At 69.0% G+C, this 13,125-nt stretch carries 13 protein-coding genes; 6 read left to right on the top strand and 7 right to left on the bottom strand.

The window, feature by feature from the left end; all coding sequences use genetic code 11:
* The first annotated feature begins 17 nt into the window (after positions 1-17).
* Positions 18-1,520 carry an FAD-binding protein gene (locus EV192_RS41770; RefSeq protein ID WP_132124281.1) on the top strand — a complete coding sequence of 501 codons (1,503 nt, stop codon included), beginning with the start codon at positions 18-20 and terminating at the stop codon, positions 1,518-1,520.
* A gap of 69 nt (positions 1,521-1,589) precedes the next feature.
* On the opposite strand, the gene EV192_RS41765 is transcribed toward EV192_RS41770, so the two are convergent.
* The 6 genes from EV192_RS41765 to EV192_RS41740 form a co-directional block, all read right to left on the bottom strand.
* The gene (locus EV192_RS41765; protein WP_132124280.1) at positions 1,590-2,465 is read right to left on the bottom strand and encodes an alpha/beta fold hydrolase; all 876 of its coding nucleotides are present in this window, start codon (positions 2,463-2,465) and stop codon (positions 1,590-1,592) included.
* Between the two features lie 139 nt (positions 2,466-2,604).
* Positions 2,605-4,056 carry an adenosylhomocysteinase gene (ahcY, locus tag EV192_RS41760; protein WP_132124279.1) on the bottom strand — a complete coding sequence of 484 codons (1,452 nt, stop codon included), beginning with the start codon at positions 4,054-4,056 and terminating at the stop codon, positions 2,605-2,607.
* A 156-nt stretch (positions 4,057-4,212) separates the two neighbouring features.
* Positions 4,213-5,196, bottom strand: coding sequence for a carbohydrate kinase family protein (locus tag EV192_RS41755; protein WP_132124278.1), 984 nt, complete (start codon positions 5,194-5,196; stop codon positions 4,213-4,215).
* 31 nt (positions 5,197-5,227) lie between these two features.
* The gene (gene metK, locus EV192_RS41750) at positions 5,228-6,421 is read right to left on the bottom strand and encodes a methionine adenosyltransferase (protein ID WP_132124277.1); all 1,194 of its coding nucleotides are present in this window, start codon (positions 6,419-6,421) and stop codon (positions 5,228-5,230) included.
* A gap of 11 nt (positions 6,422-6,432) precedes the next feature.
* Positions 6,433-7,047 (bottom strand): hypothetical protein, encoded by a 615-nt coding sequence (locus EV192_RS41745; RefSeq protein WP_132124276.1) that lies wholly within the window; start codon positions 7,045-7,047, stop codon positions 6,433-6,435.
* A gap of 122 nt (positions 7,048-7,169) precedes the next feature.
* Positions 7,170-8,606, bottom strand: coding sequence for an alpha/beta hydrolase (locus EV192_RS41740; RefSeq protein WP_165960904.1), 1,437 nt, complete (start codon positions 8,604-8,606; stop codon positions 7,170-7,172).
* 112 nt (positions 8,607-8,718) lie between these two features.
* On the opposite strand from EV192_RS41740, the gene EV192_RS41735 reads away from it, so the two are divergent.
* The 5 genes from EV192_RS41735 (at position 8,719) to EV192_RS56405 (ending at position 12,165) form a co-directional block, all read left to right on the top strand.
* Positions 8,719-9,735, top strand: coding sequence for a patatin-like phospholipase family protein (locus tag EV192_RS41735; RefSeq protein WP_132124274.1), 1,017 nt, complete (start codon positions 8,719-8,721; stop codon positions 9,733-9,735).
* A 115-nt stretch (positions 9,736-9,850) separates the two neighbouring features.
* A complete protein-coding gene (locus tag EV192_RS41730) occupies positions 9,851-10,402 on the top strand; it encodes a nuclear transport factor 2-like protein (protein WP_132124273.1) in 552 nt (183 codons plus the stop codon).
* A gap of 346 nt (positions 10,403-10,748) precedes the next feature.
* Entirely contained in the window at positions 10,749-11,093 is a 345-nt protein-coding gene (locus tag EV192_RS41720; RefSeq protein ID WP_132124272.1) for an ArsR/SmtB family transcription factor, read from the top strand.
* Complete coding sequence (locus tag EV192_RS56410; protein ID WP_132124271.1) at positions 11,090-11,554, top strand: SRPBCC family protein; 465 nt, start codon at positions 11,090-11,092, stop codon at positions 11,552-11,554. Before EV192_RS41720 ends, EV192_RS56410 begins: the two co-directional genes overlap by 4 nt.
* Positions 11,551-12,165 carry a dihydrofolate reductase family protein gene (locus EV192_RS56405; RefSeq protein ID WP_243727405.1) on the top strand — a complete coding sequence of 205 codons (615 nt, stop codon included), beginning with the start codon at positions 11,551-11,553 and terminating at the stop codon, positions 12,163-12,165. The genes EV192_RS56410 and EV192_RS56405 overlap by 4 nt, the downstream gene beginning before the upstream one ends.
* On the opposite strand, the gene EV192_RS41705 is transcribed toward EV192_RS56405, so the two are convergent.
* Positions 12,152-13,048 carry a LysR family transcriptional regulator gene (locus EV192_RS41705; protein WP_132124270.1) on the bottom strand — a complete coding sequence of 299 codons (897 nt, stop codon included), beginning with the start codon at positions 13,046-13,048 and terminating at the stop codon, positions 12,152-12,154. The genes EV192_RS56405 and EV192_RS41705 overlap by 14 nt on opposite strands.
* Positions 13,049-13,125 lie beyond the last annotated feature (77 nt).

Below are 13,125 nucleotides of genomic sequence, written 5' to 3'. Positions count from 1 at the left end.
TCAACTGGAGGGGATCGATGAGCGACAGCGCACACTCCCGGCGGAATCTCCTGAAGGGGATCGGCGTCGGTGCGGTTGTGGTCGGCTGGAGTGCTTTGGACGGTTCCTGGGTCACAGCGGAGGCCGCCCCTGCGGCCTCCGCGGTGGTTTCTGGGGCGGTGCCGCCGTTGGACGGCACCTTGGAGACCTCACCCGAGGTTCTCGCCAACTTCGCCGGAGACTTCGGGGGACTGGTCACCGGCGCGCCATGGGCCGTGCTGCGGCCGGGTTCGACGCAGGACATCGTGAAGATGGTGCGGTTCGCGCGCTGCAACGGCCTGAAGATAGCGGTCAGCGGCCGCGGCGGCTCAGGCACGGACATCGAGTCGCACTCGTCGTACGGACAGGCGGAGGTGCCTGGGGGCATCGCGGTTGACGCCCGCGCACTGGGGAAGATCTACAGCATCGGCAACGGGTACGCGGTGGTCGGCGCGGGCGTGACCCTGTGGCAGCTGTCGGACGCGGCACTGAAGGTGGGCCAGATCCCGCCGTCGATGACCGACTACCTGCCGCTGTCCGTCGGCGGCGTGGCCAGCCTGGGCGGCTTCGGCGGCACCGTGTTCAAATACGGCCTGTTCAACGACAACGTGCTGGAGATGGACGTGGTCACCGGCGAGGGCACCCTGGTGACGGGTGTGTCCGCGACCAACCGGCCCGAGCTGTTCCACGCCGTGCTCGGCGGCGCCGGCCAGGTCGCCATCATCGTGAAAGCCAAGGTGCGCCTCATTCCCGCCCCCAGCCGCGCCAAGGTGTACAACCTGTACTACCAGGACGTGGCCACCTACCAGGCCGACCAGGAGAAGTTGTTGGCGGACGGCCGGTTCCACCACCAGTCCGGCACGATCCAGCGCAAGCCGGACAACTCCGGCTGGTGGTACGCGATCGAGGCCGCCACCTTCTACAACCCGCCGGCCACGCCCAACGACAACGCCCTCCTGAGGGGCCTGCACGACGACCGTGCCTCAATGACAACGGGCGACCAGACGTTCCGCGAGTGGACCTTCCGGGTGGACCCGTTCGAGCAGTTCTGGAAGGACGGCGGCTACTGGGCGATGCCACACCCGTGGCTGAGCCTGTTCATCCCGGCGTCCGCGGTGAAACCGTTGGTGACCGCGGTGGTGGCCGAGCTGACCCCCGAAGACCTCGGCGGCGGCTTCGGGATCGTGCTCCCCGTGAAGACGTCCAAGCTGACCCACCCCCTGGTGGCCCGCCCCAACGAGCCGGTCGCCTATCTGTTCGACCTGCTGCGGATGCCCAACCCAGGCGACCCCAACGTCCAGACATACCTGCAGCGCAACCGGAAGATCTACGACCTGGCGCTGACCTTGGGCGCCAAGCGGTACCTGGTCGGCGCCATCCCCGGCATGACCCAGGACGAGTGGCGCAGGCACTTCGGATCCGCCTGGCCCTTCCTGGTGGCGATGAAGCGCCGTTACGACCCGGACTCCGTCCTGACCCCAGGCCAGGGCTTCTTCGGCTGAGACCCGCTCACGGGGGAGACCGCCGGAGTGCTTTTGTGGCGCTCCGGCGGTTTTCTGCGGCCTCGTTGTTCAGTGGGTGAGTTCGGTCAGGATCCGTTCGGTGTGGTCGAGTGCGGCGAAATGGCCGCCGGGCACGAACTCGGCGGTCGCGCCTGGGATTCGGTCGGCGAGCCGGTGACCCATCGCGACCGGCACCTTGGGGTCGTTGAGGCCGTGCCAGATGTGGACCGGCACAGTGATGTCCGCGATGTCGAAGTCCCACGGCCGCGAGTACGACAGGAGGTCGTCGGCCATGGCGGCGCCGCCCTGCCGGCAGCTTTCGGCTACGTCCGCGACGAAAGCAGTGCGTGCGTCTTCATTCGACAGAGCACGCTGGAACACTTCCAGGTCCGCACTGGGCAGTTGGCGTTCCACCCGGCCGAGTGGCCTGTCCGGAGTGGACTTGGCCATCGCCGACGCCGACATGGCGCACATTCGACGCAACAGCCAGGGAAAGTGACGCGCCAAGCGCCAGTAGAGCGCGTCACCGCGGCTGGCCGGCGCGAACCGTTCACGTTCGTCCAGGGGCGCCATCCCGCCCAGAACCGTCACGTCGGCGACAAGCGAGGGACACTTGGCGGCCAACGCCAAGGCCGGGCCTGTGCCCATCGACAACGCGATCACTGAGACGCGCCCGAGGCTGAGGTGATCGATGAGCGCCACGGCGTCCGAGGCCCACGCGGTGAAGCCGGCGCCGGGGTGAGGTGTCGACAGGCCGTAGCCCGGCCGGTCGACGGCCACCAGGCGGATGCCGTGCCGGCGTAGGTCCGCACCTGGGAAGGCCCAGCCGGCGGTCTGGCGGGACGCCGAGTATCCGGGCACGACCAGGCACGGCTGTCCGGCCGGGGCACCGAAAACCGCGTAACCCATCCGCCGGCCGTCCGGCAGTGCCACGGTGTTGTCCACCAAACCACGGTATGTGCTTGATGATCACGGCCGGCAGTCGTTGAAGGACGGCCCGCGGGTCGTTGGTGACGGCCCGATCGGGCAGTGAAAGACGCGGGCCGACCGGGGAGGAGGTCGGCCCGCGGCAGGTCAGTGGAGGTCAGTAGCGGTAGTGCTCCGGCTTGTACGGGCCGTTGACGTCCACGCCGATGTATTCGGCCTGGGCCTTGGTCAGGACGGTGAGTTCGCCGCCGAGGGCTTCCACGTGGATCTTGGCGACCTTCTCGTCGAGTTCCTTGGGCAGGCGGTAGACCTGGCGCTCGTACTGGCTGTTCTTGGTGAACAGCTCGATCTGGGCGATGGTCTGGTTGGAGAAGGAGTTCGACATCACGAAGCTGGGGTGGCCGGTGGCGTTGCCCAGGTTCAGCAGGCGACCTTCGGACAGCACGATGATGGAGTGGCCGTCCGGGAAGACCCACTCGTCCACCTGCGGCTTGATGTTCACCAGCTTGACACCCGGGTACTTGGCCAGGCCGGCCATGTCGATCTCGTTGTCGAAGTGGCCGACGTTGCCGAGGATGGCCTGGTGCTTCATCTTCGCCATGTGGTCGACCATCACGATGTTGAAGTTGCCGGTCGTGGTGATCACGAGGTCGGCGATCTCCAGCACCGACTCCAGGGTGGCGACCTGGTAGCCGTCCATCTGGGCCTGCAGCGCGCAGATCGGGTCGATCTCGGTCACGATCACCCGGGCGCCCTGGCCGCGCAGTGAGTCCGCCGAGCCCTTGCCGACGTCGCCGTAGCCGCAGACGACCGCGACCTTGCCGCCGATCAGCACGTCCGTGCCGCGGTTGATGCCGTCGACGAGGGAGTGCCGGATGCCGTACTTGTTGTCGAACTTGGACTTGGTGACCGAGTCGTTCACGTTGATGGCCGGGAAGAGCAGTTCGCCCGCGTCCGCCATCTGGTTGAGCCGCAGCACACCGGTCGTGGTCTCCTCGGTGACGCCGAGCACGCCCGCGCCGACCGCGGTCCACTTGCCGAGCGTCTTGCGCAGCAGGCCCAGCACGACCTTCCACTCCTCGGAGTCGTCGTCGGACGCCTCCGGCACCACACCGGTCTTCTCGTACTCAGTGCCCTTGTGGACGAGCAGGGTCGCGTCGCCGCCGTCGTCCAGGATCATGTTCGGCTGCCGCCCCGCGGGCCACGTGAGCATCTGCTCGGTGCACCACCAGTACTCGTCCAGCGTCTCGCCCTTCCAGGCGAACACCGGGACACCGCTGGGGTTCTCGACCGTCCCGTTAGGACCGACGACCACCGCGGCGGCCGCGTGGTCCTGCGTGGAGAACACGTTGCACGACGCCCACCGGACCTCGGCACCCAACGCGACCAGCGTCTCGATCAGCACCGCTGTCTGGATGGTCATGTGCAGCGAACCTGAGATCCGGGCACCGGCGAGCGGCTGGGCCTCGCCGTACTCGTGGCGCAGCGCCATCAGGCCGGGCATCTCGTGCTCGGCCAGCCTGATCTCCTTGCGGCCGAACTCGGCGAGCGAAAGGTCGGCGACCGTGTAGTCCAAAGCGGACGATGTCGATGACGAACGGGTGGACATTGGCTGGTCTCCTATGTGTTGACGTACTTTCGCTCTGCACATGGCCTTGACCACCACCCATGGTATCCAACGACGTCGGTGTCAACGACGTTGTCCATGTGCGGCTTATGCTTGAGGCCGGCACGAAGTGCCGGCCTCGCAAGGGTCCACCAACGGTCACGCGCTAGGGGTCAGGTGGGGTTCGACCTCGTTGGCCGCCTCGGTCCCGTAGGTGTCCCGGATCCGGTCGAGCAGCAGCTCCGGGGTGAGCTTGTACTCCTGCGGCCCGGCGACCTCCAGCACGAACGCGGCGAGCGAGCAACCGACCTGCGCGGCGCGTTCGAACCCGAAGCCCCACTGCCGGGCCGCGATGAACCCGGCCCGGAAGGCGTCGCCGACCCCGGTCGGGTCGACCGGGTTGAGCACGGTCCCGGCGGGCACCACGACCGGCTCGGCACCGGCGGAGTCGATGCGGACGCCGTTCTCGCCGAGGGTGACGACCCACGAACCGACCCGGTCGAGCACCTCCTCGCGGCTCCACCCGGTCTTCTGCAGCAGCAGTGCCGACTCGTACTCGTTGGTGAACAACAGGGTCGCGCCGTCCACCAGTTCGCGGATCTGCTCGCCGCCCATCCACGCCAGCTGCTGGGACGGGTCGGCCGCGAACGGGTAGCCGGCGTCGCGGCACTCCTGGGTGTGCCTGAGCATCGCGCCCGGGTCGTTCGGGCTGACCAGCACCAGCTCGGCGCCGCCGACCCGCTGCACGATCGGCCGCAGCTCGATCCGGGCCGCCTCGCTCATCGCGCCCGGGTAGAACGACGCGATCTGGGCCTGCACCTGGTCGGTGGTGCAGACGAACCGGGCGGTGTGCTGGCTGGCGGACACCAGCACGCTGCTGGTGTCCACGCCGTCGGAGTCCAGCTCGGACCGGTACTCGGCGAAGTCCTTGCCGACCGCGCCGACCAGGGTGCCGGCCACGCCGAGCCGGGCCAGGCCGACGCAGATGTTCGCGGCGACCCCGCCGCGCCGCACTTCCAGCCCGTCCACCAGGAACGACAGGGAGACCCGGTCGAGCTGGTCGGCGAGGAACTGGTCGGCGAACCGGCCGGGGAACACCATCAGGTGGTCGGTCGCGATCGACCCGGTGATCAGGACACCCATCGTGGGACCTACTTTCCTCCGGTCAGGCGGGTCAGACGCCGATGATCTGCTTGAGGGCCTCGGCGCGGTCGGTGCGCTCCCAGGGCAGGTCCACATCGGTGCGGCCGAAGTGGCCGTACGCGGCGGTGGGGGCGTAGATCGGGCGCAGCAGGTCCAGGTCGCGGATGATGGCGGCCGGGCGCAGGTCGAAGACCTCGGCGATGGCCAGCTGGATCTTGGTGGGGTCGACGGTCTCGGTGCCGAACGTCTCGACGAACAGGCCGACCGGGGCGGCCTTGCCGATCGCGTACGCGACCTGAACCTCGACGCGGGACGCGAGACCGGCGGCGACGGCGTTCTTGGCGACCCAGCGCATCGCGTACGCGGCCGAGCGGTCCACCTTCGACGGGTCCTTGCCGGAGAACGCGCCGCCACCGTGGCGGGCCATGCCGCCGTACGTGTCGACGATGATCTTGCGGCCGGTCAGCCCGGCGTCACCCATCGGGCCACCGACCACGAACCGGCCGGTCGGGTTCACCAGCAGCCGCACGTCGGCGGTGTCCAGGGTCAGCTCGGCCAGCTCCGGCAGCACGACGTGGTCACGGACGTCCACACCGAGCAGCTTCTCCAGGTCGACGCCCTCGGCGTGCTGCGACGACAGCACCACGGTGTCCAGGCGGACCGGCTGGTCGCCGGCGTACTCGATGGTGACCTGCGTCTTGCCGTCCGGCCGCAGGTAGGGCAGCGTGCCGTCCTTGCGGACCTGGGTCAGCCGGCGGGACAGGCGGTGCGCCAACGCGATCGGCAGCGGCATCAACTCGGGCGTGTCCGAGCAGGCGTAACCGAACATCAGGCCCTGGTCGCCGGCGCCCTGCTTGTCGATGTCGTCCTCGTGCTGCTCCACGCGGGACTCGTACGCGTCGTCGACGCCCTGCGCGATGTCCGGGGACTGCGAGCCGATGGCGACGTTCACACCGCAGGACTCACCACAGAAGCCCTTGACCGAGGAGTCGTAGCCGATCTCCAGGATCTTCTCCCGGACGACCTTCGGAATGTCCACGTACGCCTCGGTGGTGACCTCACCGGCGACGTGCACCTGACCGGTGGTGATCAGGGTCTCCACCGCGACCCGGCTGCGGGGGTCCTGCGCGAGCAGCGCGTCCAGCACGGTGTCGCTGATGGCGTCGCAGATCTTGTCGGGATGCCCTTCGGTCACCGACTCGGACGTGAACAGGCGACGTGACATGACTATCTCCTTCAGTTGCTGCCGGTGAAGAGGGCGGTGAAATCCGCTCCGGCCCCGGCCGAACCGGGGACCGGTCGGTGCACCTGGCGCAGGACCCCGGCCGGGCTGATGACCTGCCCGTCCGGCCGGACCTGCACCAGCGCCGAGCCGCGGTGCCGGGCGGCTCGGGACAACACCTCGGTGAGGGCGGCCAGGTCGCTGTCGGCGGCCCGGCCGAGGAACGTGATCTCGCAGCCGACCGCCAGCGGGTCCGGCTGGGTGTCGTACAACAGGACCTTGACGTTCACGTTGCTGCGCAGGGAGTCGATCAGGTGGTTGCCGCCCGCGGTCATGGTGTGGCCGTCGCGGATGACGACCCAGACCGACAGGTCCAGCCGGCTCGTGGCCAGCTCACTGACCACCGCCGGGCCCTGGCCGTGCACCACGTGCATCCCGTCGATGATCCGGTGGTGCGTGAACCGGGTGCAGCCGATTCCGGAGAACAGCACGATCTTGTCCCGCTCCAGCCCAAGCGTGGGCAGCACCGCCTGGACGGTGTCAAGCGCCGCGAAGTCCCCGCAGCCAGGACACCAGTGCGTGTCCCCGTCGATGCGGGTTCCGGCCAGGCCGATGTGGGTCGCGGTCACGAATCCTCCTCCGCCGAGGTGAACGTGGTTCTCTGGGATCCGAAGGTAGGTTCGCCGCGCAACACAGCCGCAATCCCGGCCGGCGTCGATCAACGCCGGCCGGGATCGCGATCATGTGTCCTTTATGGATTTTCCGGGCAGAACGTGTCCGCCGCGGGCAGCGGCCCGCCGGTCAGGAACCGGTTGCCGGCGGCGTTGGCGCACGTGTTCTTCGTGTACAGGTAGCTGCCGTGTCCGCCGCCGTCGACGGTCACCAGACGCGCCCGGTCCGCGAAGGCGGCCCGCAGTTCGACCGCGTTCGCCATCGGCGTGGACGGATCACGCGTGTTGTTGAGGATCAGGATGTTGCGTTGCGCACGCGGGTTGACCCTGACCTGCTCGTCCACCGGATACGGCCAGAACGCGCACGGCCAGATGTTCGAGCCCGCGCCCGCCGACAGCGGGTACCTGGCCGCGTCCGCCCGCGTCTCGGGCTCGTAGACCGCCGGTGACCGGGGCCAGGAGGCGTCGTCGCAGGACACACCCAACAACCGCGCGGGCATCTGCCCGGTGGGGTCGACGGCCCACGTGCCGACCTGCCGGGCGGCGTCCGCGGCGGTGCCCGCGTCCCGGGCCAGTACGGCGCGGGCGAGTCGGGCCAGGGTCGGGAACATCGAGTCGTCCTTCATGGCCGCGTAGGTCGCCATCCGGAACTCGTTGCCGCCCAGAACGCCCGCCGGGGTCGGCAGCGGCGTATGGTCCAGGTCCGCCGCGATCGCGATGAACCGGTCCCGTACCTCCGCCGGGCTGTGTCCCAGGTCGGTGGCGAACCGGCCGAAGTCCGGGAACCGGATCTCCAGGCCGTCGCCGAGGCTGCGCTGCCACAGCCCGCGCCACATCCGTGTCGGCGACGCCACGTCCGCGAGCACCACCCGGTCCGTGTGCTCGGGGAACAGTGAGGCGTAGGCCGTGCCGGGGTAGCTGCCGTACGACAGACCGAGGTAGCTGATCTTGTCCTCGCCGATCGCCTTTCGCAGCAACTCCATGTCCCGAGCCACGTACGCGGTGCCCATGTGCGCGAGCACCGGACCGTTCTGTTCCACGCACGTCTTGGCTATGTCCTGGGCCACGCGCACGTCCTCGGCGAACCCGCCCGGTCGAGGCCAGGGGATGAGCACCTGCCGGTCCGCGGGGACCTGGCAAGCCACGGGCGCGCTGTGGCCGAACCCGCGCTGGTCGAAGCTGATCACGTCGTACGACTTCGCCAACTCCGGCGCTGTGTGGTCGAACCCCATGGTGTCGCCCAGGTGCGGCGCCGGACCGCCCTGGTTGACGACCAACACACCCCGCCGCGCCGAAGAGGTGGTCTTCAACCGGGACACCGCGATGCCGATCGTCCCGGCCCGCGGGTCGTGGTAGTCCACCGGCACAGTGAGTGTCGCGCACTCCACCCCGCGGTAACCGTCCGGGCACAGGTCCGCGGACCAGATGAGCCGGTCACATGCTTGTGCCGACGCGGTGCACACCGACACCCCGACGGCCATCGTGACCGCGACCGCGGCCAAATGTCGAAATCCCATGCGCCCGAACGTATGGACGGCGCCGGCGTACGGCGTCGGGCCGCGGACGGACATTCCGGTCGACCCAAGTTGACCCGGCAAATCAACTTCTCCGCCCTGTCAAACTGGAACCATGACGACGAGCGGTCGGACGGCGTCCCCGTGGGCGCCGGAACATCCCGTGCGGCAGGTGATTCAGGCCCGACGTGCCACCGGAAGCACACCGGGCCACCGGGATGACGGGTACAAGGTGGGCCTGGCCGTCGAAGGCGGGGGCATGCGGGGAGTGGTGTCCGGGGCGATGATCACCGCCCTGGAGGACCTCGGTTACGCCGACTGTTTCGACGACGTGTACTCGTGCTCCTCGGGCGCGGTCAACGGCGCCTACTTCGTGACCAGGGGCACGTGGTTCCCGTTGTCCATCTACTTCGACGACCTGACCACGGCCGACTTCCTGGACTACCGCCGGGTGCTGCGGGGGGACGGGCCGATGAGCCTGGACTACCTGTTCGACGTGGTGCTCGGTTCGCGGAAACCGCTGGACTACTCGTCGATCGTGGCGGCGCCACAACGGTTGCACGTGCTGGTCACCGACGTGGACACCCTGGAACCGTTGGACGTCAGCGACTTCGAGTCCACCACCGACCTGCGGTCCGCCCTGCGGGCCAGCGTGTGGCTGCCGATCGCCGGGCGAGGAACGACGACCTTCCGTGGTCATCGCGCGATGGACGGCGGCATGCTGCGGCCCCACCCGTACCGCGCGGCCGTGCTCGACGGGTGCACCCACATCCTGTCGTTGAGCACCAAGCCAATGGGGACCATGCGCACCGAGCCGCGATGGACAACCCGGCTGCTGGCCCGGCATCTCGACCGCCTACGGCCCGGCCTCGGCACCGGGTTCCTCGTGTCGACGCGTGAGTACCTGGGCACCGGCCGGCCGTACCTGACCCGGAGCATTCGCCAGCCGGGCGCACCGGCCGTCCTGGACCTGGCGCCGTTACCCGGGACACCGGAGGTGCATCGGCTCGAACGCGACCGGGGCAAAGTGCTCGACGGCGCCCGTTCGGCCTATCGTGCGGCCCACTTGGCCCTGGAGCATGACGACGTCCTGGTCGTGCCCAGGCTCACCGTAGCCGCCGGACATCGTTGACAGTGTCGGATACCGCGTGTCTCGGGTTCTCGTACGGCGTGTCTCGCGTTCCCGTCGCCGTGGGATGTCGGTAACGGTGTCGGGGGCAGGGTCGACACGTCTGGATGTGAAGCGCATGGGGCTGGCGTTGGCGGTTGTCGTCGCGATGGTCGTCGCGGTTGTGGCCGTCAGCGGCTGTGGCGGAACCACTGTGCGGGGCGTCGCGCTGGCTGCCACCAGTTCGCGTCAGAGCCCCGCGCTGCCGTCCATTTCCAACGTCGGCAGCGCTCCCAACCCCACGACGTCGACACTGTCACCGTCAACGTCGACAGTGTCACCGTCACCATCGAGTGACGCTGACACTGTCACGGTCACCACCCCACCGGGCGTGCCGCCCCCTGATGACCCCCAAGCCGTGGTCCAGGCGTACTTCGACGCCATCAACAACCGGGACTACCAGCGGGCGTGGGACCTGGGCGGCAAGAACGTCGGCCAGTCCTACTCCGCGTTCGCCGCGGGCTTCGCCACCACCGACCATGACACTGTCACCATCGTGGCGGTCGACGGTAACACTGTCACGGCAGACCTCATGGCGCAGCAGACCGACGGGACCAACCGCAGCTACCACGGCACGTACACAGTCAAAGGCGGCACGATCACCCACTTCTCGGTGCGCGCGACGGGCTGACCCACCAGGACCTGCCGGCCACCAGATCTGCCGCGGCTGTCGGATCTGTCGACCCGCTGGGTCTGCCGGCCCTGCCGGCCCTGCCGGCCCTGCCGGCCCTGCCGGCCCTGCCGGGCGTGTCGACCTGCCGGCCGCTGGGTCTGTCGAGCGTGCCGACCTGCGTGCCTACCGACCTGCTGGCCTGCCGGGTCTGGTCCCGCCGCTCGCCCTGGAGTTTCGGGTTTGGCCAGGCCGAGCCCGGTGGCCGTCCCGTCCGCGGTGGTCTTCGGGCTGGCTGAGGCTTGCCCTCGTCCCCGCCTACCTCTATAGTCAACGTATCGGTTGATAAAGAGATGAGTTGACCAACATGACTGTTGATGAGGTGGACGACAGGCTGGATCGGGCGTTCACCGCGTTGGGGGATCCGGTTCGGCGGGCGATGATCGCGCGGCTGTCCCGTGGTGAGGCGACCGTCAACGAACTCGCCGAACCGTTCCCCATCACCAAGCAGGCAGTCTCACGGCACATCCAGGTGCTGGAGGCGGCTGGGCTGATCACCCGGAGCCGGGACGCCCAGCGTCGCCCCTGTCACCTGAACGCGGCCGCCCTGGAGGAGTTGACCAGCTGGATCGACACCTACCGGCTGGCGGTCGAGCAGCGGCACCGCCGCCTTGACGCGGTTCTGGACATCATGAAGGAGCAGGAGACATGAACGAGACCACGATCACCGCCCAGCCGAACACGCCGTTCATCGACGTCGTCCGCGAGTTCGACGCGACCCCGGCGCAGGTGTACCGGGCGTGGACCGACCCGGACCTCATTCCGCAGTGGCTGGGCCCGCACGGGGGCACGATGGAGCTGATCGAGTACGACGTGACGCCCGGCGGTCGTTACCGCTATATCCACCGTGACACCGACGGCGAGCACGGCTTCCGCGGCGTGTTCCACACGGTCGAGACGAACAAGCAGATCGTGCAGACCTTCCAGTACGACGGTTGGCCGAACGACGTCAGCCTGGAGACGTTGACCTTCGAGGACCTCGGCGGACGGACCCGCGTGCACACCCACGCCGTCTACCCGTCGGTGGAGAGCCGGGACGGGATGATCGCCAGCGGCATGGAGACCGGCGTGCGGGACTCGATGGCGCGGCTGGACGAGGTGTTGGCCCGGTGAGCGGCCAGGTGATCGTGGACATCACCATGTCCCTCGACGGATACGTGACGGCGCCCGGCGCGGGCGTGGAGCACGGGCTGGGTGTGGACGGCGAACCGTTGCACGAGTGGGTGTTCAACGGGGCGCCGGCCAACCAGAAGGTCCTGGACGACATGGTTGCCCGGAGCGGTGCCGTGGTCATGGGCCGCCGCCTGTTCGATGTCATCGACGCCCCCGGTGGTTGGAGCGACGACATGGGCTATGGCGCGGAACGTGACCAGACCGTCGCGCCGCCACCGGTGTTCGTGGTGACCCACGAGGCACCGGAGACATGGCGGCTCGGCGACCGGTTCACGTTCGTCACCGACGGCGTGCACAGCGCGGTGGCCAAAGCCCGTGCCGCGGCAGGGGACAGGGACGTCGTGGTCATGGGCGGCGGCGAGACGTGCCACGCGGTCCTGGCGGCGGGCTTGGTGGACCTGCTGCACATCCACCTCGCTCCCTTGGTCCTCGGCGGGGGCACCCGGCTGTTCCCGGCCGAGGAGTCGACGCGGATCCGGCTGGAGCTGGTGGCGTCGGTCTCCGCGCCGGCCGCGGAACACTTGTCCTACAAGGTGATCACTCAGGGTTGACGGTCTCCAGGCAGCATCGCACGAAGTCCCGCACGACCGGGTTGGCGTCGGCCGCCGGTGGCCAGGCGATCCCGACCTGGCTGGGGCTGACCCCGGTGACCGGACGGTAGGTGATGCCGGGACGGGCGTAGAACCGGGCTGCCGACTCGGGGGCGAGGGCGACGCCGTAGCCGTTGGCGATGGCCTCCAGCCAGTCATAGGGCTGGTCGGTGGTCGCGCCGATCCGTACCGGGTGGCCGTCGCGTTCATCGGCTGCCAGCCACTGGTCACGCCACCAGCCGGTTTCCGCCGGGGCGGCGACGAACGGCTCGTCCCACAGTTCCCGGAAAGCGATCTCGTCCCGGGCCGCGAGTGGGTGGGCCGAGGGCAACGCGACCCACCGGGGCTCGGTGAGCAGTACCGCCACCCGGAGGGTGTCCTGGCCGGGGAAGGGCAGGCGGAGCAGGGCGGCGTCGACTTTTCCGTCGGCCAGTCCGGCGGACGGGTCCGACCACGTCGCCTGTCGCATGTCCACCCGCCAGCCCGGCCGGACCTGGCTGAACCGGGCGATGATGTCCTGGGTGGCCTCGTTGGCGGCGCTGGCGAGGAAACCGACGCGCAGGACACGGGCGGCGAGGCTGGCCGCGGCCTTCGTGTCCCGCAGCACCTCGTCGGACAAGGCCAACAGCGCCGGCGCTCGTTCAGCCAGGGCCTGGCCCGCCTCGGTGAGCGCCATCCCGGTGCGTGAGCGGGTGAACAACCGCACGCCGAGCAGGTCTTCCAGGTGCTTGATCTGCTTGGTCAGTGCCGGCTGGGACACGTACAGCCGTTGGGCGGCCCGAGTGAGGCTGCCTTCGGCGGCGACCGCGGCGAAGGACCGCACCAACCGAGTGTCCACATCCATTCCAACAGGTTATAGAAGCAGGTATTGGACGCCAAGCGGGGCTCCACGACAGGGTCTGGGACAGACCCCGGTCCGTT

This window comes from Actinocrispum wychmicini (assembly GCF_004345645.1).
Lineage (GTDB): Bacteria > Actinomycetota > Actinomycetes > Mycobacteriales > Pseudonocardiaceae > Kibdelosporangium > Kibdelosporangium wychmicini.
Note: the sequence above shows the minus strand (reverse complement) of the source record. Positions and strands in the feature narration are given on the sequence as shown.